This is a genomic window from Aureimonas frigidaquae, from assembly GCF_001463905.1.
Classification (GTDB): domain Bacteria; phylum Pseudomonadota; class Alphaproteobacteria; order Rhizobiales; family Rhizobiaceae; genus Aureimonas; species Aureimonas frigidaquae.
In genome coordinates, this window is the sequence record NZ_BBWR01000002.1 from 395,242 (window position 1) to 421,371 (window position 26,130).

The following is a 26,130-nucleotide window of genomic DNA, read 5'->3' on the forward strand; positions in this document are numbered from 1 at the left end:
TTAACAGGCGGTAAATCGCAACGGATTCACCTCATCCCCGGCGCTTCAGGATCGAGCGACCGGCATAGACAGCCTGGTCACCCAGCTCTTCCTCGATACGCAGGAGCTGATTGTACTTGGCCAGCCGGTCCGAACGGGCCAGCGAACCGGTCTTGATCTGTCCGCAATTGGTGGCGACGGCCAGATCGGCGATCGTCGCATCTTCCGTTTCGCCGGAGCGATGGGACATGACGGCCGTATAGCCGGCGCGCTGCGCGACGCTGACGGCGTCCAGCGTCTCGGTCAGGGTGCCGATCTGGTTCACCTTCACCAGGATGGAGTTGGCGACACCCTTCTCGATGCCTTCGCGCAAGCGCACCGAATTGGTCACGAAGAGATCGTCGCCGACGAGCTGCACGCGGTCGCCGATCCGGTCGGTTAGGATCTTCCAGCCGTCCCAATCGTCTTCGGCCATGCCGTCTTCGATGGAAATGATCGGGTAGGCCTCGGACAGTTCGGCCAGATAGGCGGCAAGCTCGGCGCTGGACAGTTTGCGGCCTTCGCCGGCCAGGTCGTAGACGCCGTCGTGGAAGAACTCCGTCGATGCGCAGTCGAGCGCCAGGAAGATATCTTCACCCGGCTTGTAGCCGGCCTTCTCGATGGAGGCGACGATGAAGTCGAGCGCCTCGCGCGCCGAGCCGAGATTGGGCGCGAAGCCGCCTTCGTCACCCACATTGGTATTGTGCCCGGCGTCCTTCAGCGCCTTCTTCAGGGTGTGGAACACTTCCGCGCCCATGCGCAGCGCTTCGGAGAAGCTCTCCGCGCCGACCGGCATGATCATGAATTCCTGAAAATCGATCGGATTGTCGGCATGCGCGCCGCCATTGATGATGTTCATCATCGGCACCGGCAGGACATGCGCGCTGGCGCCGCCCACATAGCGATAAAGGGGCAGGTCGGCGGCTTCCGCAGCGGCCTTGGCCACGGCCAGCGAGACGCCCAGGATCGCGTTCGCACCCAGGCGGCTCTTGTTGGGCGTGCCATCCAGCGCGCGCAGCACCGCATCGATGCGAATCTGATTCTCGGCCTCGAAGCCCGCGACGGCTTCCAGGATTTCCGAGTTCACGCCCGACACGGCATCCTGAACGCCCTTGCCGCCGTAACGCGCATCGCCGTCACGCAGCTCGACCGCCTCGTGCGCGCCGGTGGAGGCTCCCGACGGAACCGCGGCGCGGCCCATCGAGCCGTCTTCGAGGACCACATCCACCTCGACCGTCGGGTTTCCCCGGCTATCCAGAATCTCGCGCCCGATAATGTCGATAATTGCCGTCATGAAATGACTCCCAAGGGGGTGGTTTTCCACCCGCCTTTTAGAGCCTCGCCTCGCCGGTTGGAAGAAGCCGGGCCGACAAAAGCGCCGGTCGTATGCGGCCGGAAAGCCACAGGACGGCGCTGGCATATGTCATTTATCCTATATATGTTTTATGCAGTTCCGTGTTGCCGGAGATTTGTCACGTGCCTGCCCAACCCCTGAACGCCAAAGCCGCCGCTGCGGGGAATTTGCCCAACTACGTCCTTTCGGACGGGCGCTCCATGCGGCCCCTTCCCCTCGACGTTCAGGCGCAGCCGGGCGGGCGGTACAAGATTCTGCAGCGCAGCGGCAACGCCGTAAAGCCCGTTACAAAGCTCATCGCCATTGCCGACGGGGCCGACGGCAAGGCCGATCTTCGCCTGCTCCTGGACGACGGGACGCAAGTCACCATCCGCGACTTCTACCGTGTGGAGGATGCGCGCCTGTCGGCGCCGCGCGCCGATGGCGGGGAAGCCTCCATCGACCGCTTCACGCGCAGCCTGGCCGTCGGCGGCGACAGTCGGGACATCGTCCTCCTGAGCGGAAGCCCCGCAGACGTGACTGCCCTTGCAAAGCTTTATGCAGGGCAATTCGAGGTCCTGTCTCCCACGACGCTGTCGAATGCCATGATCTGGTCCGAGGAGCCTGCGGTCTCTGCCGCAACGCCCGGCAGCGCGTCCTTCTTGTCCAAGCTGTCCCTTGGCCCGATCGATGCCACCAGCGGTCTCGGCCTGCTGGCGGGGATCGGCGCCGTCGGCGCCGGTGTAGGGCTTGTCTCCTCGTCGTCGTCAAAGAGTTCCTCATCGACGGGCGCCAAGCCGGTGCTGTCGGTGGCCAGCATCGCCAAGGACAATAAGGTCAATGCGTCCGAGGCCCAATCCCCGGTCGTCATCTCCGGCACCACCAGTCATGTCGAGGACGGTCAGGTGGTGACGGTCAACTGGGGCGGTGTTGTCAAGACGGGCGTCGTCACAAGCGGCACGTGGTCCGTCTCAGTCGCACCGGGCGAAGTTCCGGCCGATGGTGACCACGCGATTAAAGTCTCGGTGACCAATCTGGAAGGCTTGTCCACAGAGGTGGCCGGCAATCTTCCGGTCGACCGTATAGGCCCGGCGATCGCTCTGAATACGACCGTCCTCAACAAAGCCGCTGTCACCAATGGCGGGACACTGACCGGAACGTCCGACCTTCCGGACGGCTCGGTCCTTTCCGTTACCGTGGGCACGGTCAGCAAGACCGCGACCGTCGCCTCCGGCAAATGGAGCGTTGCCTTCACAGCGTCCGACATACCAGCCAGTGCGACCTCGCTGTCCGTGACGGTCCAGGGTGCGGACAGCTTCGGGAACTCCAATCTCATCTTCGCCAGCCCCATCATCGACAAGACGGCGTCGCTGAGCATCAGCACGCCGTCCGTCGACGGGCGCATCAATGGTTGGGACCGCAAGTCCAGCGTAACTTTCCAAGGCACCGCCACCGGTATCGAGGAAGGGCAGACCGTCAACGTCAGCCTGAACGGCGTCAGCCATACCGTAACCATTACCAAAGGCGGCACCGTGTCGGCGCCCGTCTACGAATGGTCCGCCACCTTCACTGCCAGTGAACTGCCCGCCGCGGACGGGATATACACGCTCGCCGCAGTGGCGGCGGACAAGGCCGGGAACACGGCCACGCAGACGCTGAGCATCCCGGTGGCGAAAATCTTCGCCCCCGACGCCGCCAATGCCACGCCGGGCCTGGTCCTCAACGGCGACAAGACGGGCGATACCGCCGGGACGATCGTCGGCTGGGCGGGCGACGTGAACGGCGACGGCTACGACGATGTGATCGTTTCCGCACCGGATGCCGACCCGGCAAGCCAATCGAGCGCCGGCCGCACCTATATCGTCTTCGGCGGCACGGCCAGTACTGCCATCGACCTTTCAGCACTCGCCAATGCGGGCGGCGCCCCCAAGGGCTTTGCCATCGATGGCCGGGCCACGGGCGACGGGCTCGGCTATGCCGTGGCCGCACTCGGCGACATCAACGGCGACGGCCGGTCGGACATGATCGTCACCGCCCCCTTCAGCGATATGGACGGGCCTGATTCCGGCCGCGCCTATATCATCTTCGGCAAGACCGCGGGCGATACGCTGGCGCTCAGCAGCCTCACCCCATCGCAGGGCTTTGCCATTGCCGGCCTGTCCAGCGGCGATAAGCTCGGATCGAGCGCGGCCGCCATCGGCGATGTGAATGGCGATGGTTACGCCGATTTCCTGCTGGGGGCACCCGGTGCCAATGGAGGGAACGGCAAGGCCTATGTTGTCTTCGGCGCGTCGTCCATGACGAGCGTCCAGCTGTCCGCTGTCGCGGCCGGCAACGGCGGGTTTGCCATAGACGGTTTTTCCGGCGTGGCAGGGTTCGGCAGCCACGCCGCCGGCATCGGCGACATCAATGGTGACGGGCTGGCCGACATGGTGATCTCTGGCGGCTCGACAGCCAATACCGCCTATGTCATCTTCGGCCGCACATCCTCTTCCTCGATCGCCGTCAGCACGCTGACCGGCGGTAGCGGCGGCTTTGCCATCACCGGCGATACGGGGCAGATGATCGGCCTCAGCCTCTCGGCCGCCGGCGACGTCAATGGCGATGGTTTTGCCGACTTTGCCGTCGGCACCAACGGAACAGGTTCGGCCGGGCGCAGCTATGTCATCTTCGGCAGCTCGAACCAGGCTTCCATCAATCTGTCGAGCCTGAGCGGCAATCGCGGCTTCGCCATTGCCGGCGCAACGGCCAATGAACATGCCGGCACGTCGATCGCCTATGCGGGCGATGTGAATGGCGACGGCCTGGCGGATTTGATCGTCGGCGCGCCGGCCAGCGATGTGACCGGCACGAATGCCGGCCGCGCCTATGTCGTCTTCGGCAGGACGGGCTCGACCACGGTCGAGCTGAGCGCGCTTGCCGCCTCGGACGGCTTCGCCATTTCCGGGGCAGCGTCCGAAACGGATACGGGCCTCGGCGTCTCCTATGCAGGCGATGTCAATGGTGATGGCATTGACGATCTGATCGTCGGCGTTCCCCGCTCCACGGTCGATACGACGAAGGCGGCAGGCCAGGCCTTCGTCATCTTCGGATCGACGAACTCGACCTTCGTGCAAACGGCTTTCGACCTTGTCGGTACCTCCGCCAACGACCCGCTGCAGGACAATGGCGTCGCCATGAGCATCGCGGCCGGCACGGGCGACGATCTCTTGACCCTGACCGGCGCCAGCACGGCCTATGGCGGCGCTGGAAAGGACGTCTTCAAAATTTCCGGCGCGGCGCTGACATCGCTGACGGCACCCTTGGGCGGCGCTGCAAACCGGGTCGGACTGCACGGAGGCTCCGGCATCGACACGCTGATGATCATGGACAGTGGCGTGCAGCTTGACCTAACGAGTCTGGGATTGACGAACAACGGTGTTCCCAGCCTGTCCGGGCGACTGTCCTCCATCGAGCATATCGATATTGCCGGGCCGGTCGGTGCCAACAATACACTCAAGCTGAATCTGGCCAGTGTCGTCGGCATCACCGAAGACAGGATCCTGGCCAACCAGCCATCGCTCCATACACTCTTCGTGACGGGCGATGCTGGTGATGCCCTTACCCTGACGGACAAGGCGTCATGGACGAACACCGGCACCTATTCCGATCCAGCCCTCAGTGTCACCTACCAGATCCTGCAGCACGCGAGCGGAGCCGCGTCGATCTACTACGCCACAGGCATAACACTGACTTGATGATGAGCCCCGGCTTCGGCCGGGGCCTTACCGCCAAGCAGGCGCTCAACTGGGAACATGTCCCCACAGCCGCTCATTCCCGTCAAAGCAGAATGACGGGAGCCCCGTATGAGCGACTTCGACCTTTACTACTGGCCCCTGCCGTTTCGCGGGCAGTTTATCCGCGCCATCCTGGCCTATGCAGGGCAGGACTGGACGGAACACGACAGCGACGAAAATGCCGCCCTCATGGCGCGTCCGCCGGCCGACCAGCCGGTTCCCTTCACCGGCCCACCCGTGCTGATCGACAGGCGGACGGGCTTTGCCCTGTCGCAAATGCCGGCCATTGCGGGCTATCTGGGGGAACGTTTCGGCCTGACGCCAGACACGGTCGAGGCACGGGCCCTGGTGGCGAAGACCGCAAACGACGCCAATGACGTGATCGACGAGCTGACGCAGTTCGGTGGGCGGCAGATGTGGAGCGATGCTTCCTGGCGCGAATTTCGACCAAGATTGATCGGCTGGATGGCGCTGTTCGAGGAGATCGGCCAGCGCAACGGCCTGTCGATAAGTTCTGGCAATTATCTGGCGACGGCCGAGCCAAGCACGGCCGACATCATCGTCAGCACGCTCTGGTCCACGATGGGCGACCGCTTTCCACCCCTTGCCGACCTTTGCGAGGAAAAGGCGCCGAATGTCTGGGCGCTGAGCGAGCGCATGCAAAACAATCCGGCACTCGCCGCGCTACGCAGCCGTACGCGGGACACCTATGGAGACGCCTATTGCGGTGGCGAGATCGAGGCATCCCTGCGCAAGGTCATGCGGTAGATCGCTCGGGCAGACGTGGTTGTCCGACCTTCTCACCTGTCAGAAGTCCTTGCTAAGCCGCTCCAACGCCTGAAACCGCTTCACGAACATCGCCGTATCGCCGAGACGCCCCATGCTCGGCCCGTCCGAGGGCGCATGATCGGGCGACCAGTGGGCTTCGATGACAAGCTTCATAAAGCGATGGCAACAGCCGCACGCGCCAAGGTCAATACGAAGCCGCGCTCCCCGCCTGATGCACCCCCGGCGGCTGGACCGAAGCGTGAACCAACCGCATCCGGGATCCTTATGGAGACGCCTGTCGCGGCGGCGAGATAGAAGCATCCCTGCGCAAGGTCATGCGGTAGATCGCTCGGGCAGACGTGGTCGTCCGACCCTCTCACCTGTCAGATGTCCTTGCTAAGCCGCTCCAACGCCTGAAACCGCTTCACGAACATCGCCGTATCGCCGAGACGCACCATGCTTGGCCCGTCCGAGGGCGCATGATCGGGAGACCTATGGGTTTCGATGACAAGCTTTATAAAACGATGGCAACAGCCGCACGCGCCAAGGTCAATACGAAGCCGCGCTCCCCACCTGATGCTCCCCCGGCGGCTGGACCGAAGCGTGAACCAACCGCATCCGGGATTCTTTGGAGACGCATGTCGCGGCGGCGAAATAGAGGCTTTCCTACGCAGGATCATGCGGTGGATGGTTTGGGAAACCTTAAACTGTGCGGCCTTCCACCCGTCAGAGGTCTATGATTAGCGCCTGAGGCCGCCTTGGCACACCGTCATATCAATAAGATGGACCATGTTCGGCGCGCCTGATGGCGCGTTGTCGGGACCTGTCGGGTATCGATGAAAGCTCAACGACGCCGACGGTAACGGCCACACGGACCAGCGGCGATACGAAGCGACGCTCTCCTCCCGAGGCTACACCTGCCTACCCCCACTCCTGGACCAAAGCGCTAACCTACCACAGGCGAATTGCCCATTTGGACGCCTAGCACGGTGGCGAAGTCGAGGCATCCCGGCGTAAGGGCACGCGATAGATGCGTGTGCGGACGTGGGTCGCCCTGCCATCCGGCCTATCACAGGTCCTTGGTGAGCCCGTTGAGCGAATGTAGCCGCTGCAGCCCTTCCGTCATGCCGCGATGGACCATGTTGAGCCCGTCAGACAGCGCAACGTCGGCATCCTGACGGGTTTCGATGAACAGCCCGGCAACGCCGACGAGGAAAGGCGCACGCGGAGTTCTTTTGAAGACTCCTATCGCGGAGACAAGAATGAGGCACCCCGGCGCCGGGTCGTGCGGCTTGGCAGCCTTAAGCTGCCCGGCCTGCCCTGCCCGTCAAAGCTCCTTGGTGAGCGCATCCAGCGCCTGAAGCCGCTTCAGCAACTCCGCCATGTCGTCGAGATGGACCATGTTCGGCCCGTCCGACGGCGCATTGTCGGGGTCCTGATGGGTTTCGATGAACAGGCCGGCAACGCCAACGGCAACGGCCGCACGCGCCAGCGTCGATACGAAGCGGCGCTCCCCGCCCGAGGCTCCGCCTTGCCCGCCCGGCTGCTGGACCGAATGGGTCGCATCGAAGACGACCGGCAAGCCGGTCTCGGCCATGATGGGAAGGGCGCGGAAGTCGGAGACGAGCGTATTGTAGCCGAAGGTCACGCCCCGCTCGGTCAGCAAAACATTGGGGTTGCCGCTGTCAGTCACCTTGGCCGCGACATTGCGCATGTCCCACGGCGCCAGGAACTGCCCCTTCTTGATGTTGACCACACGCCCCGTTTCGGCAGCGGCGATCAGAAGATCCGTCTGCCGGCACAGGAATGCGGGAATCTGCAGGACATCGCAGACGGGCGCCACGTCCCGGCATTGTTCCTGCGTATGGACATCGGTCAGCACGGGCACGTCGAATGTCCGGGCGATCTCCTCGAAGATCGGCATTGCCGCCGCAAGGCCCATGCCGCGCCGGCCCTTGAGGCTGGTGCGGTTGGCCTTGTCGAAACTGGCCTTGAAGACGTAGCCCATGCCCAGATCGCTGGTGATGCGCTTCATCCGCTCGGCGATCATCATGGCATGATCCCGGCTCTCGAGCTGACAAGGCCCGGCGATCAGGGCGAAGGGCAGGTTCTGGCTGAACGTGACCTTGCCGGCCGTAACGGATGCGGGTGCGACGGACATGATGGTGCCTTCCGGCCTTCTGTCAGACGAGGCGCGAACGGACGACCGCCGCCTCGATGAAGGATGCAAAGAGAGGATGGGGCTCGAAAGGCCGGGACTTCAACTCCGGGTGGTACTGGACGCCGATGAACCACGGATGATCCCGCAGCTCGACCGTCTCCGGCAGGAGCCCGTCCGGCGACATGCCGGCAAAATCCATGCCCGCCGCCTCGAGCGGTTCGCGATAGGCGCGGTTGACCTCGTAGCGGTGACGGTGGCGTTCCGTGATCTCGCAGGAGCCGTAGATCTCCGCGATCCGCGAGCCCTCTTTGAGATGCGCCTCATAGGAGCCGAGCCGCATCGTGCCGCCCAGATCCCCCTTGGCCGCGCGCTTTTCCAACTCGTTGCCCTTCAGCCATTCGGTCATGATGCCGACGACCGGCTCGCTGGTCGGGCCGAACTCGGTCGAGCCGGCATTCTCGACGCCGGCCAGTGACCGGGCCGCCTCGATCACGGCCATCTGCATGCCGAAGCAGATGCCGAAATAGGGTACGTTGTGCTCCCGCGCGAAACGCGCCGCGAGGATCTTGCCCTCCGAACCGCGCTCGCCGAAACCGCCGGGCACGAGAATGCCGTTCACCCGTTCGAGATAGGGGGCGGGATCCTCCTTCTCGAAGATCTCGGATTCGATCCAGTCCAGCTTGACGCGCACGCGATTGGCGATACCGCCGTGCTGCAACGCCTCCATCAGCGATTTATAGGCATCCTTGAGGCCGGTATATTTGCCGACGATGGCGATGGTGACTTCGCCTTCCGGATTGCGGATGCCATCGACCACCTGGTGCCAGCGCTCCAGCTTGGGCGCCGGCGCGGGGTCGATCCCGAAGGCGGCCAACACTTCCGTATCCAGCCCTTCCTTATGATAGGCGATCGGCACGTCGTAGATCGTGGCGACATCGAGCGCCTGGATGACGGCCGTCTCCCGCACATTGCAGAAGAGGCTCATCTTGCGCCGCTCCTCGCGCGGAATGGCACGGTCCGCCCGGACGAGGAGGATGTCCGGCTGGATGCCGATGGAGCGCAACTCCTTGACCGAATGCTGGGTCGGCTTGGTCTTCAGCTCCCCGGCTGTCGGAATGTAGGGCATGAGGGTCAGGTGGATGTAGACCACGCCGCCGCGCGGCAGCTCGTTCCCCAACTGCCGAATCGCCTCGAAGAACGGGAGCGCCTCGATATCGCCCACCGTGCCGCCGATTTCGACGAGCACGAAGTCGACATCGTCATTGCCGTCGAGCACGAAGGCCTTGATGGCATCGGTCACGTGCGGGATCACCTGGACCGTGCCGCCGAGATAGTCGCCGCGCCGCTCACGGGCGATGATGTCCTGGTAGATGCGGCCGGTGGTAATGTTGTCCATCCGCGTCGCGGGCCGGCCCGTGAAGCGTTCATAATGGCCGAGATCGAGGTCCGTTTCCGCCCCGTCGTCGGTCACGAAGACCTCGCCGTGCTGCGTCGGGCTCATCGTGCCGGGATCGACGTTCAGGTAGGGATCGAGCTTACGCAGCCTCACACGATAGCCGCGGGCCTGGAGCAACGCTCCGAGTGCCGCTGATGCTATGCCTTTGCCAAGGGAGGAAACCACGCCGCCGGTGATGAAAATGTATCGCGCCATGGGCCTTCTCGATATCTGCTCGGAATGGAATATGCCAGTCAAAAATGACTGGCGGAATGGAAACGGGGCGCCTTGAGCGCCCCGTGGAATGTGGCTGAATGGGCGTCACAAGCCTTACTGGCCGGTGCCCTGGGAACCCGTTACGGGCTGCGCCGCGCCCTCGGCGTCCGGCGTCGTGGCAGGTGCAGCGTCGGCCGGCGCATCCGCGCCGGGCGCCGGCTGCTCGACCGGAGGCACGGTCGGCGTTTGCGCCGCGTTGGGGGCCTCGGGCGCCGGGTTGGCGGGGACGACGGGCTGGTTCGGCTGGGTCGTGCCGAAGGGCACCCCGCCTTCCGGCTCGGCCGGGCTTGCCGCCGGTGCCGGTGCGGTCTGCGTATCGGGCAGGCCGCCGAGCTGGTCCAGCAGCGACCCGCCTTCCGCCGGCTGGCCGGCCGGCGCGGTCTGTCCGGCCGGAACCCGGTCGAACACATCCGTCGGCGAGCCGCCATAGCGCGCCAGAATCGCCAGCGCCATGGATGTCGCAAAGAAGCAGGCGGCCAGAATCGCCGTCGTGCGCGTCAGTGCGTTGGCGGCGCCGCGTGCCGTCATCAGGCCGCCGCCGCCACCACCGCCCATGCCAAGGGCGCCGCCCTCGGAGCGCTGGAGGAGGACGACCACCACCAGGGCAAGGACGATCAAGAGATGGATAACGATCAGGACTGTTTGCATGGTGCCTTCGGCCTGCGGCTCTCTAACGGTTGCGGCGTCTCTTATAGGAGGCTACCGGCAAAGCCAAATGTTTTGACGCGGCCCGAAGGCGCATTCGACGCGGCCGGAAGGCTCACACAGCATGGATTGCCGCGCATATCGCCATGATATCGGCCGATTTCAAGCTGGCGCCGCCGACCAGCGCGCCGTCGACATCTTCCGCGGCCATGAGCTCGGCGCAATTGCCCGACTTCACCGATCCGCCATACAGAAGGCGCATCGCCTGCCCCACCTGCTCCCCGTATCGGCCGACCAGCGCCGTGCGCATGGCGCGGTGTACTTGCGCCACGTCTTCAAGGGTCGGCGTGCGGCCCGTGCCGATGGCCCAGACGGGCTCATAGGCCACGATCATGTCGGCGCCGGTTGCAGCATCGGGCAGCGAAGCAGCGAGCTGGCGCTCGATGACGTCCAGCGCGCGCCCGTCCAGCCGTTCGCTCTCTGTCTCGCCGACGCAGACGATCCGGATGAGCCCAGCCTCAGCAGCCGCCTGCGCCTTGGACCGCACCATGGCGTCTGTCTCCCCGAACAGGGTCCGCCGTTCCGAATGGCCAAGGATCACGTAACGCGCCCCGGCATCTGCGAGCATGGCCGCCGAGACCTCTCCCGTATAGGCGCCGCTCGGCGCGTCGTGGCAAGTCTGCCCACCAATATGGAAGGCGCCGTCGACCGCCGTCACAGCCGCGGCCAGAAGAGTTGCCGGCGGGCAGATCAGAAGATCCACATGGCTTGCCTGCCCTGCCCGCACGGCATCGCGCATGGCGTGGAGCTCGGACAGGCTTGCCCGGACCCCGTTCATCTTCCAGTTGCCGGCAACCAGCTTGCGACGCTGCATTGGATCGTTTCCTCCCTCGATCTAATCACCACGTGCGTTAAAGACTGCGACCGGCAAAATCAAACGCGCGGCTTGCGCCGATACGGCACTCCTTTCTATAGAGCCGGTGGGCCTATTGAGCCGGATGGGGTCGGCCCGCACCGGCTGACCGGATACGACGCGGGCGCGCCCCGCTTAGATGAGCAGGAGAACGTCCCGCGATGATGAACCAGTTGCGCAAGGGTGTCGGCGGTTTCACCGCCAAGCTGCTGCTGGCCCTTCTGGTGCTCAGCTTCGTCGTGTGGGGTATCGCGGACGGGTTCAACAGCGCCGGCAGTTCCAATGCCGTGGTCACGGCCGGTGGAACCGAGGTAACGACCAACGACTATCAGCAAGCCTATAACCAGGCCATCAACCGGGTGGCAGCGCAGTTGCAGCGCCGCCCGACGGCCGAGGAACAGGCCGGGCTGAACCTGGAAAGCCAGGTGCTGAGCCAGCTTGCCAGCGTCGCCGTCCTGGACGAGGAAGCCCGTCGCCTGGGCGTCGGCCTGTCCGATGCCGGCCTGGCGCAGCGGATCGCCGACGAGCCTGCCTTCAAGGATTCCTCGGGCAATTACTCCGCGGCAACGGCCCGTGCGGTCCTGCAACGCGCGAACCTGACGGAAGAACAATATGCCGCCGAAGAGCGGCGCATGTCCCGCCGCGTGCAGCTCATGTCATCGGTAACCGGTGGGCTGGCGCTGCCGAAAGCCTTCGTGGACGCGCTCGGCAACTATAATGGCGAGCGCCGGAGCATCTCCTACGTAACCTTGCCGCCGATTCCGGCCGACCAGATCGCCGATCCGGACGCCGCCACGATCGACGCCTTCTACGGGGATGTGTCGGAAGATTACGCGGTGCCCGAGCTGCGCAGTTTCAGCTATGTGGCCATCGTCCCGTCGGAACTCTTCGACCCCGCGACGATCACCGACGCACAGATCGAGGACGAGTATAACGCGAACGTGAACGACTTCACGACGGCCGAGCAGCGTCAGATCCAACAGATCGTCTTCCCGGACCGCGCCGCCGCGGATGCGGCCGCCGCGGAACTGGCGGGCGGCAAGAGCTTCGACGATGTCGCCGCCGACGCCGGCCGCAGCCAGAGCGATATCGCACTCGGCCTTCGCTCGGCCGACCAGATCCCTGACACGGTCCTGCGCGATGCCGCCTTTGCGCTGCCGTTGAACCAGCCCAGCGCCGTCGTGGACGGGTTGTTCGGCCCGGCCATTCTGCGCGTGACGGAGATCCGCCCCGCCAGCGTGCAGCCGCTCGACGCCGTGCGCGAGGATATCCGCCAGCAGCTTGCTGCCGTCCAGGCAAATCAGAAGGCGACGGAGGCCTATACGGCCATTCAGGAAGCCGTCACCTCGGGCGCGAGCCTGTCGGAGGCAGCGCAGGGCGCCGGCCTGCCGCTCGTCACCATCGACGGCATGGACCAGAAGGGCCGCAACGCGGATGGCGTGGAGTTTGCCAATCTCGTCGGCGGCAGCGACCTGATCACCGCAGTCTTTCTGGCGCAGCCCGGCATCGCCCAGGAGCCGGTCAACTTCGCGCAGGGCTCCTACGCCTTCTTCGACCTGACATCCATCGATGAGGCGCATGAGCGCCCGCTCGACGAAATCCGCGACCGGGTCGTCGCGGACTGGAAATCGGACGAGGCGGACCGCCAGCTCGAGGCGCGCGCCAAGGAGCTCGCCGATCGGATCAAGGGCGGGGAGACGCTCGCGGCCATCGCTACGGAGCTCGGCAGCACGGTTCAGAGCGCCTCGGCGATCACCCGGGCCACCGGTCCGGCGCAGATCGGCCAGCCCGCCACGGTGGCTGCCTTCCAGGGCCCGCAGGGCCATGTCGGCATCGCACCGGCCAACACGACCGGAAACTGGATGATCCTGCAGGTCGATGAGGTCGCGCCGCCGGCCGATCCTACCGGCGATGTCCAGCCGCAAATGGTGGAGCGCATGGCCGATCTGGCCCAGAACGATCTGCTCCAGAGCTTCGTCGGCCTTCTGCAGCGGGAGATCCCCGTCAGCTACAACCAGGGCGCCATCGACGCGGTGCGCGGAGTGGTTCGGTGACGACAGGGCTGAAGCCGCTTCTGGCCAAGGTCGCCAATGGCGAGGCCCTGAGCCGGGAGCAAGCCCGTTCGGCCTTCTCCGTGCTCATGTCGGGCGATGCGACGCCGGCGCAGATCGGCGGCTTCCTCATGGCGCTGCGCGTGCGCGGCGAAACGGTGGACGAGATCGCCGGCGCGGTCGATATGCTACGGGCCCATATGGCCCGGGTGGAGGATGTCGATCCGGAGGCCATCGATATCGTGGGCACGGGCGGCGATCATGCCGGCACGCTCAATATCTCGACCTGCACGGCCTTTGTCGTGGCGGGATGCGGCGTGACGGTGGCCAAGCATGGCAACCGGGCCTTGTCCTCCCGCTCGGGCGCGGCCGATGTGCTGACCGCCCTCGGCGTCGATGTGGACCTGCCCCCGCAGGCGATCAGCGGCGTGATACGGCAGGCCGGCATCGGCTTCATGTTTGCGCCGACCCATCATTCGGCCATGCGCTTCGTCGGGCCCACGCGGGTGGAACTCGGCACCCGCACCATCTTCAACATGCTTGGCCCCCTCGCCAACCCGGCCGGCGTCGGACGCATGCTGCTCGGCGTCTATGACGGCGCCTGGCTGGAAGCGCTTGCTATGAGCCTTGATGCGCTTGGCGCGCGCAAGGCCTGGGTCGTTCACGGCGAGGGACTGGACGAGATCACCCTGTGCGGCCGGACCGACGTCGTCGAGCTCGATGACGGGCGCATCCGCAGCTTCACCATCACCCCGGAAGAGTTCGGCCTGTCACGCTGCACGCTGGATGCCATCCGTGGCGGCGAGGGCCCGGAAAATGCACAGGCGCTGCGCAAGGTTCTGGACGGCGCTCCCGGCGCGTACCGCGATATCGTTCTTCTGAACGCGGGCGCGGCGCTCGTCGTGGCGGGGCGCGTATCCCATATGGCAGATGGCGTGGCCATGGCAGCAGGCGCGATCGACAGCGGTGCCGCGCGTGCCAAGCTCGACGCGCTGGTCGAGGCGACACGCGACGCCCGGAGGGCATTGGCATGAACGATATTCTGGCGCAGATCGAAGTCTACAAGCGCGAAGAGATCGCGGCCGCCAAACAGTCCGTCTCACTCTCCGAGCTGGAGGCACGGGCCCGCGTCCAGTCCGCCCCCCGGGGCTTTGCGGAGGCACTGGCACGGGCTGAGGCCGATGGCCGCTTCGGCCTAATCGCCGAAATCAAGAAAGCAAGCCCATCCAAAGGCTTGATCCGCCCCAACTTCGATCCGCCGCTGCTGGCCCGTGCCTACGAGGCTGGCGGCGCCGCCTGCCTGAGCGTCTTGACGGACGGCCCGAGTTTCCAGGGCTCACCCGCTTTCCTGACAGCCGCGCGCGAGGCGACGCACCTGCCCGCCCTGCGCAAGGATTTCCTGTTCGACACCTACCAGGTGGCGGAGGCGCGCGCCTGGGGCGCCGATGCGATCCTGATCATCATGGCGAGCGTGGACGATGTCCTCGCCGCCGAACTGGAAGCGGCGGCAGAAGCCCACGGCATGGATGTGCTGGTCGAGGTTCACGATGCCGTGGAGATGGAGCGCGCCCTGCGGCTGCGCTCCCGCCTGATCGGGGTGAACAATCGCAACCTGCGGACCTTCCATGTGGATCTGGCCATGACGGAGGCGCTTGCGCCGCTCGTTCCGGCGGACCGGCTCCTGGTCGGCGAAAGCGGCATCTTCACCCATGATGACTGCCAGCGCATGGCGCGCTGCGGCGTCCATAGCTTCCTGGTGGGCGAAAGCCTGATGCGCCAGGATGACGTGACGGCCGCCACGCGCCGTCTGCTCGGCCTGCCGATCCATGAGGACTTGGCATGACAGAGGGCGGGCTCACCCATATCGACGCCACCGGCGCGGCGACGATGGTCGATGTGGGCGACAAGGACATAACGCGCCGCGAGGCGGTCGCCGAAGGCCTGGTGCTGATGCGGGCTGAGACGCTCGCCATGATCGTCGACGGTACGGCGGCCAAGGGCGATGTCCTGGCCGTCGCGCGCATTGCGGGCATCATGGGCGCCAAGAAGACGAGCGAGCTGATCCCCCTGTGCCACCCGCTGGCATTGGACAAGGTGGCCGTGGAGCTTGCTGCCGAGCCCGCGCTGCCGGGCCTGCGCGTTACCGCGCGCGCCAGTGTGCAAGCCCGAACCGGGGTGGAGATGGAAGCCCTGACAGCCGTCGCGACAGCGTGCCTGACGGTCTACGACATGGTCAAGGCGGTCGATCGTGACGTATCGATCGGCAACATACGCCTTGTCTCCAAGACCGGCGGCCGCTCCGGCGACTGGACGGCATCGGCCCCGGCGCCATGAGCCTGCTGCCCTTCGAGGCGGCGCAGGCGCTGCTTCTGGAAGCGGTGGGAACGCTGGCGCGCTCGCAAACCTTAGCCCTGACGCAGGCCTTCGGCCGCGTTCTCTCCCGTTCGGTCGAGGCTTTGCGGACCCACCCGCCCTTCGACGCATCGGCGATGGATGGCTATGCCCTGCGCCATGAGGATGCATCCGTCGGCGCAATCCTGGAGGTCATCGGGCAATCGGCAGCCGGCGCCGCCTTCGACGGGATCGTCCGGAGGGGCCAGGCCGTTCGCATCTTCACCGGCGCGCCATTGCCCCAAGGGGCAGACACGGTGCTGATCCAGGAGGATGCGACACACGTCGACGGACGGCAGGTCCGTGTGGATGCCATGCCGGGACCGCGCCGCCACATTCGCAGCAAGGGCACCGATTTCAGGGCGGGCGATACGCTTCTGGCGGCAGGCGAGGAACTGACGGCCGGCGCGCTTGCCCTGGCGGCCAGCGGCGGCCATCCGATGGTTGACGTCGTCGACAAGCCGCGCGTCGCCGTTCTGGCCACGGGTGACGAGCTCGTCCTGCCCGGGGCAGACGTCGGACCGTCGCAGATCATCGCATCCAACCATTTCGGACTTATGGCGCTGATTGAGGCGAATGGCGGAGATCCGGTGGATCTCGGCATCGCGCCGGATGATCTCGATGCCATAGCCGGGCGTGTCCGGCAGGCCATTGCCGACGGGGCGGATATCGTGGTGACCATTGGCGGCGCCTCCGTGGGGGACCGGGACCTCGTGGCGCCGGCATTGCAGGCGCTCGGCATCCGGCTCGACTTCTGGAAGGTCGCCATGCGGCCGGGCAAGCCGCTCATGGCCGGCCGGCTCGACGATCGGCATATTATCGGCCTGCCAGGCAATCCCGCGTCCACCATGGTCGCCGCCACGCTGTTCCTGCGACCGCTCATCCGCCGCCTGGCGGGCCTGCCGGATGGCACGCAGATGCGGAGCGGCCGGCTCGGCGCGGATGTCGCCGCCGGCGGGGAACGGGCGGAGTTCATGCGCGCCACCTGTCGGCAGGACGCAACCGGCGCAGTCATCACCGCCCTGCCGCGCCAGGACTCGTCGCTTCTCTCCATCTACGCCGCGGCCGATGTTCTTCTGTTCCGGCCGGTGCAAGCAGCGGCGGCACAGGCCGGCGAAGCGTGCCTTTACATCCCCCTGGACTGACAGACGGGTTGCGGAACAGAGCTGGAACAGTTAGGTTTGTTCTGGTTTTGTTTTTTCCGATTCCCCGGGGGGCGCCGTGCTCACGCGCAAACAGCATGATCTCCTGATCTTTATTCATGAGCGGCTGCAATCGGCTGGCGTCCCGCCCTCCTTCGACGAAATGAAGGACGCGTTGGATCTGCGTTCCAAGAGCGGCATCCACCGGCTGATCACGGCACTGGAAGAGCGCGGCTTTATCCGCCGCCTGCCCAACCGTGCCCGCGCGCTGGAAGTCCTCCGCCTGCCGGAATCGGCATCGCGCACGGACAAGACCGGCGCAACGCCATTCCGTCCCAGCGTCGTCAGCACCTCCGAGCCTGCCCCGCCCGTCAGTCTGGCGGCGCGCCGGCAGGCCATGGCCGCCGCCGAGGTGGAGGAATCCGGTATCAGCATTCCCGTGATGGGCCGCATCGCGGCGGGCGTGCCGATCTCCGCGATCCAGAACAACACGCGCAACCTGCTTCTGCCGCCGGACATGATCGGCAGCGGGGAGCATTACGCGCTCGAAGTATCGGGCGACTCGATGGTCGAGGCCGGGATCCTGGACGGTGATACCGTCGTGATCCGGCGGGTCGAAACGGCGACCCCGGGCGACATCGTCGTGGCGCTTGTGGACGATGAGGAAGCCACGCTCAAGCGCTTCCGGCGCAAGGGCGATGCCATCGCACTGGAAGCGGCCAACCCCGCCTATGAGACACGGATCTTCAATTCCGAGCGCGTCAAGGTGCAGGGGCGTCTGGTGGGCTTGATCCGCCGTTACTGACGGCTTCCTCTGCCGTGTCCCTGCCCGGCTCCACGGCGGCGGCCTTTCGCCGGAGCGACTCGGGCCATGGCGCCAGGCGATGAAGGTTCCAGGCCTGTGGCGCCGGCGGAATGGCTTGCCGTATGTCCGAGCGGCCTGCGCCCAGATCGCGGATGGCGAGTGACCCCGAACGCCGAAGGGTTCGCAGCGTGATGAGCTTTGCCCCGGATTGGCACGTCCGCTCGCGAATGGCCCGGGCCACGATGGCAATGTCGCTCGTGGCGCATAGCGTTTCGGTGAGGGTGTAATCCTCCGTCCAGCCGATCCGCAGCCCCTGTGGCCCGCTCGCGCGGCAGATGGAATCCGCGCAGACGAACTCATCCTCCAGGAAGGGGCCGAAGGCGCTGGTCCACTGGTTCGCGATGAAGGGCCCGGGCGGCCGCCCCATCGGCCTCAGCCCCTCGGCCTTGACGATGGCAAGCTTTCGGCCATCCTCGTAGAGCAGCATGTCCGGCAATGGCGGGCGCGTCGTGGACAAGGCGAGTGCCAGGAGCGTGAGCGGCACAGCCAGCCATCGCAACGCACCCACCAGGAAGCAGGCGCAGAAGAGCGCCGCGGCATAGGTGATGAGTTCCTGGCCCGACATCAGCCCCGCGGCCCGATCCGGCAAGAGTGCGGCGGCGTGGCGCGTGACCACGAAAACGGCGTCGAGCCCCCATCCCATCAGAATAAGAAAAGGGGCATCCAGGCCGAACGGCATGGCCAGCATGGCGACGAGCCCGGCTGGCATCACCCAAAAGCTGAAGAGCGGCATGACGAGGATATTGGTGACGACACCGTAGGGCGCCGTGCGACCGAAATGATACGCCACGAAAGGCGTCGTCGACAGGCCTGCCACGGCGGAGGATACGATCGCGACGAGGATGAGCGCTCCCAGGCGGCCGACGGACAGCCCCTCGCCTTCCGTCTTGCCGAACCCGGCCAGAAGATGGCTTGCAACGCCGACCAGCGCGGCCGTGGCGGCGAAAGAAAGCTGGAAACTGGCCGACAGGGCTTCGTGCGGCGCCAGCGCCAGGACGATCATGGCCGCCAGGGAAACGTTGCGCAGCGTCAGTGCCGGGCGGTCCAGAAGGACCGCGCCCAGCATCAGGACGATCATGATGAAGGAACGTTCCGTCGCCACGTTGGGGCTGGCGATGGCAAGATAGGCCAGGACCCAGACCAGCGCGAAGGCGGCTGCCACCTTGCGCGGCGCCGGCCATCGGGACGGCCATGGCAGGAGGGCCAAAAGCAACCGCACGCTGCCCATGACGAAGCCTGCCACCAGCGCCATGTGATAGCCGGAGATGGACAGGACATGCGACAGGCCCGTGACGCGGAAATCCTTCGAGATCTGGTCCGGGATGGCGTCCCGGTCTCCCGTCACGAGGGCGGCAGCAACGGCGCCTGCCGGCCCGGTAATGACATCGTGAATGCGCTCCGTGATCCGGCTGCGAAAGGCTGCGAGGTGTTCCCAGACACCCTGCAACCCTACTGTGTCAGGCACGGCGTCGGGCGGTCCGAGCGCGAAGCCATAAGCGCCGAGACCGCCGAAATAGGCTGCGACGGCAAAATCGTAGGCGGTTGGATAGGCCGGCCCGCTGGGTGGCGACAGGCGAACGAGCCCCCGATAGCTGCCGCCGATGGGAATGGGTTCATGCGCCGAGGCGACGGTGATGCGAACCTCGCTCGGCGGCCGGGACAAGGTCGGCTCGAATGTCCGGGATATGCGCACGCGGTAGCGCCAGCGCCCGAGATCGTCGGCCTGGCGTTCCACGACCCGTCCCTCGATCCGCACCATGGCGGTTCCCGACAGGATGACGGCAGCCTCGCCGCGCATCTCCCATTGCGCCAGGACCTGCCCCGCCAGAGCCGCGGCAAGGAGAAGGCAGCCGAAGACGATCGGCCCCGCCGCCAGCACCGGGCGTCTGCGCAGAGCCGCGATGAGGGCGAGAAGCATCGCCATGGCCGCCAGGGCCGAACGCATGGATATGCGCCAGGATAGGAGATGATAGGCGGCAATGCCCAGGATAAGGGCGAGCGTGATCGCGTGCAGCCCTGTCCGCCTGGCGGCCTGCGCGTCCATCTGCAGGCGCAGCCAGCCGATGCAGGAGTGCAGGATCGGTCGCGTCCCGGCAATGCTGATCCTGTCGACCATCTCCCTCCCGACGGCGCCGAGCCGGTGCTTGTCTGAGCGCATCCCTATGCTACACAGCGGGCTGAACAGGTTGCAGCGTCCGGGCGGGCCGGGACACGTTCCGGAGCCGCTTATCCAAAGCCTTCGCCTGAAGGTTACGGCCCCTTGCAGCCGAGCAAACATCTGGAGTCGTCATGAACGAGAAGGTCGTCACCCGCTTCGCGCCGTCGCCGACGGGTTACCTGCATATTGGCGGTGCGCGGACGGCGTTGTTCAACTGGCTGTATGCGCGCCACCATGGCGGCAAGATGCTGCTGCGGATCGAGGATACGGATCGTGAGCGCTCCTCAGAGGCGGCGGTCAAGGCCATCATCGAGGGGCTGGCATGGCTGGGGCTGGACGCCGACGAGCCGCCCATTTCCCAGTTCGAACGCGCGGCGCGGCACCGGGAGGTCGCCGAGGAGATGATCGCCCGCGGGCAGGCCTATTACTGCTATGCCAGCCAGGCCGAACTGGACGAGATGCGGGAAAAGGCCCGCGCGCAAAAGCGCCCGCCCCGCTATGACGGCCGCTGGCGCGACCGGGATCCGTCAGAAGCGCCTGCCGGCGTGAAGCCTGTCATCCGGCTGCGCGCGCCGCTGGACGGCGAAACCGTCGTGCATGACCGCGTTCAGGGTGAGGTCCGCTTTCCCAACAAGGACCTCGACGACCTTGTCCTCCTGCGCTCCGACGGCACCCCCACCTATATGCTGGCCGTGGTGGTGGACGATCACGACATGGGGGTGACGCACATCATCCGGGGTGATGATCACCTGACCAATGCCGCACGCCAGACGCTGATTTTCCAGGCCATGGGCTGGGACGTGCCGGTCATGTCGCATATCCCGCTGATCCATGGCGCGGACGGCGCAAAGCTCTCCAAGCGCCATGGCGCGCTGGGGGTCGAGGCCTATCGTGAGATGGGTTACCTTCCGGCGGGCCTCAACAACTATCTCGTCCGGCTGGGCTGGAGCCACGGGGATGACGAGATCATGTCCATGGACGACATGATCCGCTGGTTCGATGTGGACGATGTGAACAAGGGTGCGGCGCGCTTCGACTTCGCCAAGCTGGAAGCGGTCAACGGTTACTGGATGCGGCATAGCGAGGATGGCTGGCTGGCCGAGACGCTGATGCGCGAACGCGACTTCCTGCCCAATGGCGACATCCTCCGCATGGCGGACGACGCAACGGTCCTGCGTTTGCTGACGGCTGCCATGCCGGGGCTGAAGGAGCGCGCCAAGACGCTCGTCGAGCTTGCGGACAGCGCTGCCTATCTTTTCGTCAGGCGCCCCCTGGCTCTGGAGGAAAAGGCGGAGCAGATCCTGGCCGATGGCGGCCGCGGCGTAATCGCCATGGTTCTTCCGGCCCTGCGTGCGGTGGACGACTGGAGCGTTCCTGCGCTGGAAGCGGCCGTCCGGCAGGTGGCGGAGGCAAACGGCCTGAAGCTCGGCAAGGTCGCCCAGCCGCTGCGCGCCGCGCTGACCGGTCGCACCACCTCGCCCGGCGTCTTCGACGTTCTGGCGGTACTGGGGCGCGAGGAAGCGCTGGCGCGGCTAGCCGATCAGTCGGGCGCCTGACGAGGGCGCCGATGCCAGAACGCGGCGCAGTGCGGCAGTTTTCGCTGCCACGCAAAAAAAGAGGGTGCGGAAAACTTGTTCGCATGCCGCGGACAAGTTAGGCATTACGTCCGAAATCGACGTATGCGCCGCGGATTCATCGCTTGGCTCCGCGGCTTTTCGAAGAAGGGATAACGCATGAGTGACGCCGCAAAGCTGCTGCTCGACGGGAAGGAAGCCGGTTTCGGCGTCCGGCACGGTACGATCGGCCCCGATGTCGTCGACATCGCATCGCTCTACAAGGATACGGGCGTCTTCACTTACGACCCTGGCTTCACCTCCACGGCGGCCTGCGAGTCGAAGATCACCTTCATCGACGGCGACGAGGGTGTGCTCCTGCATCGCGGTTACCCGATCGAACAGCTCGCCGACAAGGGCGACTTCCTGGAAGTCTGCTATCTGCTACTCTACGGCGAACTGCCGACCCAGCAGGAGCGGGAAGATTTCATCTACCGCGTCACGCGCCATACCATGGTGCATGAGCAGATGACGAAGTTCTTCACGGGCTTCCGGCGCGATGCGCACCCGATGGCCGTCATGGTTGGCTCGGTCGGTGCCCTCTCCGCCTTCTATCACGACTCGACCGACATTACCGATCCGCATCAGCGCATGGTCGCGTCGATCCGCATGGTCGCAAAGATCCCGACCCTGGCCGCCATGGCCTACAAATACCATATCGGGCAGCCCTTCGTTTACCCGCGCAACGACCTGTCCTACGCGGAAAACTTCCTGCATATGTGCTTCGCGGTCCCGTGCGAGCCCTACAAGATCAATCCGGTCCTGGCCAAAGCCATGGACCGGATTTTCATTCTGCATGCCGATCACGAGCAGAACGCCTCCACCTCGACGGTGCGGCTGGCTGGCTCTTCGGGCGCCAACCCCTTCGCCTGCATCGCCGCCGGCGTTGCCTGCCTGTGGGGCCCGGCCCATGGCGGCGCCAACGAGGCGGCGCTCAATATGTTGTCGGAGATCGGCAGCAAGGACCGTATCCCCGAGTTCATCGCCCGCGCCAAGGACAAGAACGATCCGTTCCGTCTGATGGGCTTCGGTCACCGGGTCTACAAGAACTACGATCCGCGCGCCAAGATCATGCAGCAGACCTGCCACGAGGTTCTCGACGAGCTCGGGCTGAAGGACGATCCGCTGCTCGAAGTCGCCATGGAGCTCGAACATATCGCGCTGCATGACGAGTACTTCATCGAAAAGAAGCTCTACCCCAATGTGGACTTCTATTCCGGCATCACCCTGAAGGCGCTCGGCTTCCCGACCACCATGTTCACGGTGCTCTTCGCCCTCGCCCGCACGGTGGGGTGGATCGCGCAGTGGAAGGAAATGATCGAGGATCCGCAGCAGCGCATCGGCCGTCCGCGCCAGCTCTATACCGGTGCGACGCGCCGTGACTATGTGGGTGTCGATCAGCGGAGCTGAAGTTACCGGCAATCGATCATACTCGATGGCGCGCCCCTGAAAGGCGCGCCATTTTTCTGAGCGCTTGAAAGGGCCCGTCGCCTTTCAGTGGCCGCGAAGCCGTACGGTGTCAGCGCTCGATGCGTGGCGAGGCGGAAAAACGAGCATCTCTATCTGCCATTTCTGGCACGACTTGCGCGCAAACATCGGCCGATGTCGTGCCACGGTCATACCTCGATGAAACTCGACGAATCATGAGCCGCAGAAGGGCGCGCCATTCTGCCAGCGCTCGAAAGAGCTCGTCGCGTTTGCGTGGCTGCCGAGCCGGACGGTATCAAGGCTCGACGTGCGACGGTCCGGAAAGCTGCGCATCGGCGCCCACCATCTCCAGCACGATCTGCGCGCTCGCCTCGCCCGGGCTCTGTGACACGGTCATGCGGCGACGCACCTCGGCAAAGCCCTCGAGCTGCGCCGCGCGTTCGGGCGTGTCGCTCAACAGGCGCTGGAGCCGCCGTGACAGGAGGTCCGGGCGCACGAATTCGTGGAAATGCTCCGACAGGAGCGGATGGTCCAGAATGTAGTTGGGCAGCGAGGCCGTCCAACCGGAGATCAGACCCCGCAACTGGTAAGAGACAGGGTCGAGCCGGTAGGTGATGACGGTCGGCACCGATGCCAGAGCCAGTTCCAGTGCGACGGTGCCGGAGGCTGCCAGCGCGGCGTCGGCCTCCTCGAAAGCCTGCCACTTCCCGGCCTCGCCGGTCACGAGCTGTGGCTGGACCGTCCAGGCCTTCAGCTTGTCGCGCACCAGGTGTTCGACGCGCGGCACGACCGGCAGGACGAAGCGCAGCTCCGGCATCCGTGTTGCAAGCTGCGCGACGGTGCGGCCGAAATCGTCCATCAGGCGGCTCACCTCACCCCGGCGGGAGCCGGGAAGGATCATCAGGAGCGGCGGAACACCGAGCTGCTTGGGAAGCTCCGCGCGGCGTTGCCAGATCGCGTTCAGGTGCGGATCGCTCATGATCGGATGGCCGACATAGGTCGCAGGCGGGCCGCCTGCCGCCTTGAGATAGTCGGGCTCGAAGGGAAACAGGCAGATGGTGCGGTCGACCGCGGCAGCCAGCGCCTTGGCGCGCTCCGGCCGATAGGCCCAGATGGCGGGCGGGACGATGTTGAGGATCGGCAGCTCCGGCCGGGCACGCCGGATCCGCGCCGCCACCCGGTTGGTGAAGGTGAAGCTGTCGATGGTCACGACGATGTCCGGATGTTCCGCCAGGATGCCATCGACCGTTTGCGACAGACGGCGAACGAGTTGCGGCAGCCGGGCGACGATGGCGCCAACGCCGATGATGGACAGTTCCTCGATGTCGAACAGGCTGGACAGCCCCTCCGCCTCCATCGCCGGTCCGCCCAGGCCCACAGGCTGCACGTTACCGATCCGCGCCCGCAGGCTGCGGATCAGATCGGCGCCGATCAGATCGGCCGAATGTTCACCGACGACGAAGCCGATCTTCATGGGTCACCCCTCCAATGGAAGGCCGAGAAGAAACATGTCTTCCCGGCCGACACGTTCCGTCAGCATGTCCAGATCGATGACGAGCGCCGCCCCAGCCGAGACGCCGATGCCGCTCAAGCCTGCTGCGCACGCCTGATCGATCGTCTCGGCGCCGATGCTCGGCAGGTCCAGGCGGTGGTCCTGTTGCGGCTTGACGGATTTGACGAGGACGAGCCGCTCGGACCGGCCGATGCGGCCGCGCTCACGCAGTGCCGCGACCCGCTCCAGCATATCCCGCGTGCCCTCGATCCCCTCCAGGGCGATGACCCGCTCGGCCGAGGCGACGGCCGCCTGGCCGATATCCAGCCTGCCGAGCTGCTGCGCCGCCTCTGCCGCGCGCCTCAGCGCAAGCTGTTCCGTCGGGTTCGGCATACGGCCGGCGATCAGCCCCTCGGGCGCCAGTAGCTCCGGCACGACGTCCTGCACGGCGTAAAGCGCGAAGCCGCGCCGTTCGAAGGCGCGGGTGACGGCCCGCAGCATCGTATCGTCACCGCCGCGCATGATCTTCAAAATTTCCGGCAGCAGAGCCAGCGTGCGGAGCGACGGCACCATGGAGCGGTAATCGGGACGGATGGAGATCGTGCCGCAGAAGACCAGATGCCGAACCCCTTCCCTGGCCAGGTAGGGAAAGACGTCGCCGGTCTGCGACCATTTCATGCGGCGGTGCCGATAGGCGCCCCAATCCTCGCGCCAGCCATCGCCCACGGCGATGATGACGGGTGTCCAGCCATGCCCACGCGCGCCCTCAGCCACGAGCCTTGGCAGCACGCCGCCGCCGGCTACGATGCCGAAGGGCTCGCCGGGCCGGGACGGCCGCGGCAGGTCGATGCGGCGGTTCAGGCCGGACGAGTCGAGCGCGGGAAGCATATGGCCCTGTCGCCACCGGACTTCAGGAAGCCGAGCAGATCCTGCACCAGCGGGTCGTCCGGATACTCCGTCTCGACCTCTTCCATGTTTTCCTTGAAAGTCAGGTCGTCGGAGAACAGCATCCGATAGGCCTTGCGCACATTGCGGATGGCGTCGCGGTTGAACCCGGCCCGCTTCATGCCGATGACATTCAGGCCTGCCAGATGCGCCCGGTTGCCGATCACCATGCCGAAGGGGATGACGTCCCCCTCCACTGCGGCCAGTCCGCCGACATAGGCGTGATGGCCCACCCGCGTGAACTGGTGAATGCCCGACCCGCCGGCGATGGTGGCGTAATCGCCGATCGTGCAGTGGCCCGCCAGCATGACGTTGTTGATCACCGTCACATTGTTGCCGACCACACAGTCATGCGCCACATGCGCCCCGGTGAAGAAGGAGCAATTGTCGCCGATGCTGGTCTCGGACCGGCCCTGCACGGTTCCGGGATTCATGGTCACGCTTTCCCGCACCAGGCAGTTCAGCCCGATCACCAACCTTGTATCCTCACCCTTGTACTTCAGGTGCTGGGGTGCATGGCCGAGAGAGGCGAAGGGAAAGATCTGGGCGCCGGCGCCGATCGTCGTATTGCCGGCCAGAACGACATGGGAGTGCAGCCTGGAGCCACTGCCGAGCGACACGCGCGGGCCGATATGGCAGAAGGGACCGATTTCGCAATCGTCGCCGATGCGCGCGCCGTCCTCGACGATCGCCGTCGGGTGAATGCTGGAGGATGCCATG

At 65.7% G+C, this 26,130-nt stretch carries 19 protein-coding genes; 10 read left to right on the forward strand and 9 right to left on the reverse strand.

Annotated elements, in window-relative coordinates; translation table 11 throughout:
* Positions 1-31 precede the first annotated feature (31 nt).
* On the reverse strand, positions 32-1,312 hold the full coding sequence (eno, locus tag AUL30_RS01860) for a phosphopyruvate hydratase (protein ID WP_062226128.1): 1,281 nt from the start codon (positions 1,310-1,312) through the stop codon (positions 32-34).
* 182 nt (positions 1,313-1,494) lie between these two features.
* Here eno and AUL30_RS01865 point away from each other — a divergent pair, with 182 nt between their 5' ends.
* Both AUL30_RS01865 and AUL30_RS01870 read left to right on the forward strand, forming a co-directional pair.
* Positions 1,495-5,088, forward strand: a complete 3,594-nt coding sequence (locus tag AUL30_RS01865) for an FG-GAP-like repeat-containing protein (protein ID WP_192842990.1) — start codon at positions 1,495-1,497, stop codon at positions 5,086-5,088.
* 108 nt (positions 5,089-5,196) lie between these two features.
* Positions 5,197-5,895, forward strand: a complete 699-nt coding sequence (locus AUL30_RS01870) for a glutathione S-transferase (RefSeq protein WP_062226130.1) — start codon at positions 5,197-5,199, stop codon at positions 5,893-5,895.
* Between the two features lie 1,327 nt (positions 5,896-7,222).
* Here AUL30_RS01870 and kdsA read toward each other — a convergent pair.
* From kdsA to tpiA, 4 genes are all read right to left on the reverse strand, one after another.
* The gene (gene kdsA, locus AUL30_RS01875; protein WP_062226131.1) at positions 7,223-8,056 is read right to left on the reverse strand and encodes a 3-deoxy-8-phosphooctulonate synthase; all 834 of its coding nucleotides are present in this window, start codon (positions 8,054-8,056) and stop codon (positions 7,223-7,225) included.
* Between the two features lie 22 nt (positions 8,057-8,078).
* Positions 8,079-9,707 carry a CTP synthase gene (locus AUL30_RS01880; protein ID WP_062226132.1) on the reverse strand — a complete coding sequence of 543 codons (1,629 nt, stop codon included), beginning with the start codon at positions 9,705-9,707 and terminating at the stop codon, positions 8,079-8,081.
* A gap of 114 nt (positions 9,708-9,821) precedes the next feature.
* Positions 9,822-10,415 (reverse strand): preprotein translocase subunit SecG, encoded by a 594-nt coding sequence (gene secG / locus AUL30_RS01885; protein WP_062226133.1) that lies wholly within the window; start codon positions 10,413-10,415, stop codon positions 9,822-9,824.
* Positions 10,416-10,527: 112 nt separating this feature from the next.
* On the reverse strand, positions 10,528-11,286 hold the full coding sequence (tpiA, locus tag AUL30_RS01890) for a triose-phosphate isomerase (RefSeq protein ID WP_062226134.1): 759 nt from the start codon (positions 11,284-11,286) through the stop codon (positions 10,528-10,530).
* Between the two features lie 200 nt (positions 11,287-11,486).
* Here tpiA and AUL30_RS01895 point away from each other — a divergent pair, with 200 nt between their 5' ends.
* The 6 genes from AUL30_RS01895 to lexA all read left to right on the forward strand — a co-directional run bounded on the left by AUL30_RS01895 (position 11,487) and on the right by lexA (position 17,714).
* A complete protein-coding gene (locus tag AUL30_RS01895) occupies positions 11,487-13,379 on the forward strand; it encodes a SurA N-terminal domain-containing protein (protein WP_062226135.1) in 1,893 nt (630 codons plus the stop codon).
* A complete protein-coding gene (gene trpD / locus AUL30_RS01900) occupies positions 13,376-14,410 on the forward strand; it encodes an anthranilate phosphoribosyltransferase (protein ID WP_062226136.1) in 1,035 nt (344 codons plus the stop codon). Before AUL30_RS01895 ends, trpD begins: the two co-directional genes overlap by 4 nt.
* Positions 14,407-15,219 (forward strand): indole-3-glycerol phosphate synthase TrpC, encoded by an 813-nt coding sequence (trpC, locus tag AUL30_RS01905; RefSeq protein ID WP_062226137.1) that lies wholly within the window; start codon positions 14,407-14,409, stop codon positions 15,217-15,219. The genes trpD and trpC overlap by 4 nt, the downstream gene beginning before the upstream one ends.
* Positions 15,216-15,710 (forward strand): cyclic pyranopterin monophosphate synthase MoaC, encoded by a 495-nt coding sequence (gene moaC / locus AUL30_RS01910; RefSeq protein ID WP_062226138.1) that lies wholly within the window; start codon positions 15,216-15,218, stop codon positions 15,708-15,710. Before trpC ends, moaC begins: the two co-directional genes overlap by 4 nt.
* The gene (locus tag AUL30_RS01915; protein WP_062226139.1) at positions 15,707-16,912 is read left to right on the forward strand and encodes a molybdopterin molybdotransferase MoeA; all 1,206 of its coding nucleotides are present in this window, start codon (positions 15,707-15,709) and stop codon (positions 16,910-16,912) included. The genes moaC and AUL30_RS01915 overlap by 4 nt, the downstream gene beginning before the upstream one ends.
* 76 nt (positions 16,913-16,988) lie before the next feature.
* Positions 16,989-17,714, forward strand: coding sequence for a transcriptional repressor LexA (gene lexA, locus AUL30_RS01920; RefSeq protein ID WP_062226140.1), 726 nt, complete (start codon positions 16,989-16,991; stop codon positions 17,712-17,714).
* On the opposite strand, the gene AUL30_RS01925 is transcribed toward lexA, so the two are convergent.
* Positions 17,671-19,890 carry a ComEC/Rec2 family competence protein gene (locus AUL30_RS01925; protein WP_192842991.1) on the reverse strand — a complete coding sequence of 740 codons (2,220 nt, stop codon included), beginning with the start codon at positions 19,888-19,890 and terminating at the stop codon, positions 17,671-17,673. The genes lexA and AUL30_RS01925 overlap by 44 nt on opposite strands.
* A 173-nt stretch (positions 19,891-20,063) precedes the next feature.
* On the opposite strand from AUL30_RS01925, the gene gltX reads away from it, so the two are divergent.
* Together gltX and gltA are read left to right on the forward strand one after the other, a co-directional pair.
* Positions 20,064-21,488 carry a glutamate--tRNA ligase gene (gltX, locus tag AUL30_RS01930; RefSeq protein WP_062226142.1) on the forward strand — a complete coding sequence of 475 codons (1,425 nt, stop codon included), beginning with the start codon at positions 20,064-20,066 and terminating at the stop codon, positions 21,486-21,488.
* A gap of 177 nt (positions 21,489-21,665) precedes the next feature.
* On the forward strand, positions 21,666-22,955 hold the full coding sequence (gene gltA, locus AUL30_RS01935; RefSeq protein WP_062226143.1) for a citrate synthase: 1,290 nt from the start codon (positions 21,666-21,668) through the stop codon (positions 22,953-22,955).
* Between the two features lie 313 nt (positions 22,956-23,268).
* Here gltA and lpxB read toward each other — a convergent pair whose 3' ends face one another.
* From lpxB to lpxA, 3 genes are read right to left on the reverse strand one after another with little or no spacing between them, the layout of a single operon-like run.
* Positions 23,269-24,447 carry a lipid-A-disaccharide synthase gene (lpxB, locus tag AUL30_RS01940; RefSeq protein ID WP_062226144.1) on the reverse strand — a complete coding sequence of 393 codons (1,179 nt, stop codon included), beginning with the start codon at positions 24,445-24,447 and terminating at the stop codon, positions 23,269-23,271.
* Between the two features lie 3 nt (positions 24,448-24,450).
* Complete coding sequence (locus tag AUL30_RS01945) at positions 24,451-25,353, reverse strand: LpxI family protein (RefSeq protein WP_157069808.1); 903 nt, start codon at positions 25,351-25,353, stop codon at positions 24,451-24,453.
* The gene (gene lpxA / locus AUL30_RS01950) at positions 25,323-26,129 is read right to left on the reverse strand and encodes an acyl-ACP--UDP-N-acetylglucosamine O-acyltransferase (protein ID WP_062226145.1); all 807 of its coding nucleotides are present in this window, start codon (positions 26,127-26,129) and stop codon (positions 25,323-25,325) included. The genes AUL30_RS01945 and lpxA overlap by 31 nt, the downstream gene beginning before the upstream one ends.
* Position 26,130 lies beyond the last annotated feature (1 nt).

What these genes read in the sequence shown, in the direction of transcription:
- eno (WP_062226128.1), bottom strand. Translation starts at nt 1,312, where the DNA reads ATGACGGCAATTATCGACATTATCGGGCGCGAGATTCTGGATAGCCGG.
- AUL30_RS01870 (WP_062226130.1), top strand. Translation starts at nt 5,197, where the DNA reads ATGAGCGACTTCGACCTTTACTACTGGCCCCTGCCGTTTCGCGGGCAG.
- kdsA (WP_062226131.1), bottom strand. Translation starts at nt 8,056, where the DNA reads ATGTCCGTCGCACCCGCATCCGTTACGGCCGGCAAGGTCACGTTCAGC.
- AUL30_RS01880 (WP_062226132.1), bottom strand. Translation starts at nt 9,707, where the DNA reads ATGGCGCGATACATTTTCATCACCGGCGGCGTGGTTTCCTCCCTTGGC.
- secG (WP_062226133.1), bottom strand. Translation starts at nt 10,415, where the DNA reads ATGCAAACAGTCCTGATCGTTATCCATCTCTTGATCGTCCTTGCCCTG.
- tpiA (WP_062226134.1), bottom strand. Translation starts at nt 11,286, where the DNA reads ATGCAGCGTCGCAAGCTGGTTGCCGGCAACTGGAAGATGAACGGGGTC.
- AUL30_RS01895 (WP_062226135.1), top strand. Translation starts at nt 11,487, where the DNA reads ATGATGAACCAGTTGCGCAAGGGTGTCGGCGGTTTCACCGCCAAGCTG.
- trpC (WP_062226137.1), top strand. Translation starts at nt 14,407, where the DNA reads ATGAACGATATTCTGGCGCAGATCGAAGTCTACAAGCGCGAAGAGATC.
- moaC (WP_062226138.1), top strand. Translation starts at nt 15,216, where the DNA reads ATGACAGAGGGCGGGCTCACCCATATCGACGCCACCGGCGCGGCGACG.
- AUL30_RS01915 (WP_062226139.1), top strand. Translation starts at nt 15,707, where the DNA reads ATGAGCCTGCTGCCCTTCGAGGCGGCGCAGGCGCTGCTTCTGGAAGCG.
- AUL30_RS01925 (WP_192842991.1), bottom strand. Translation starts at nt 19,890, where the DNA reads ATGGTCGACAGGATCAGCATTGCCGGGACGCGACCGATCCTGCACTCC.
- gltX (WP_062226142.1), top strand. Translation starts at nt 20,064, where the DNA reads ATGAACGAGAAGGTCGTCACCCGCTTCGCGCCGTCGCCGACGGGTTAC.
- gltA (WP_062226143.1), top strand. Translation starts at nt 21,666, where the DNA reads ATGAGTGACGCCGCAAAGCTGCTGCTCGACGGGAAGGAAGCCGGTTTC.
- lpxB (WP_062226144.1), bottom strand. Translation starts at nt 24,447, where the DNA reads ATGAAGATCGGCTTCGTCGTCGGTGAACATTCGGCCGATCTGATCGGC.
- AUL30_RS01945 (WP_157069808.1), bottom strand. Translation starts at nt 25,353, where the DNA reads ATGCTTCCCGCGCTCGACTCGTCCGGCCTGAACCGCCGCATCGACCTG.
- lpxA (WP_062226145.1), bottom strand. Translation starts at nt 26,129, where the DNA reads ATGGCATCCTCCAGCATTCACCCGACGGCGATCGTCGAGGACGGCGCG.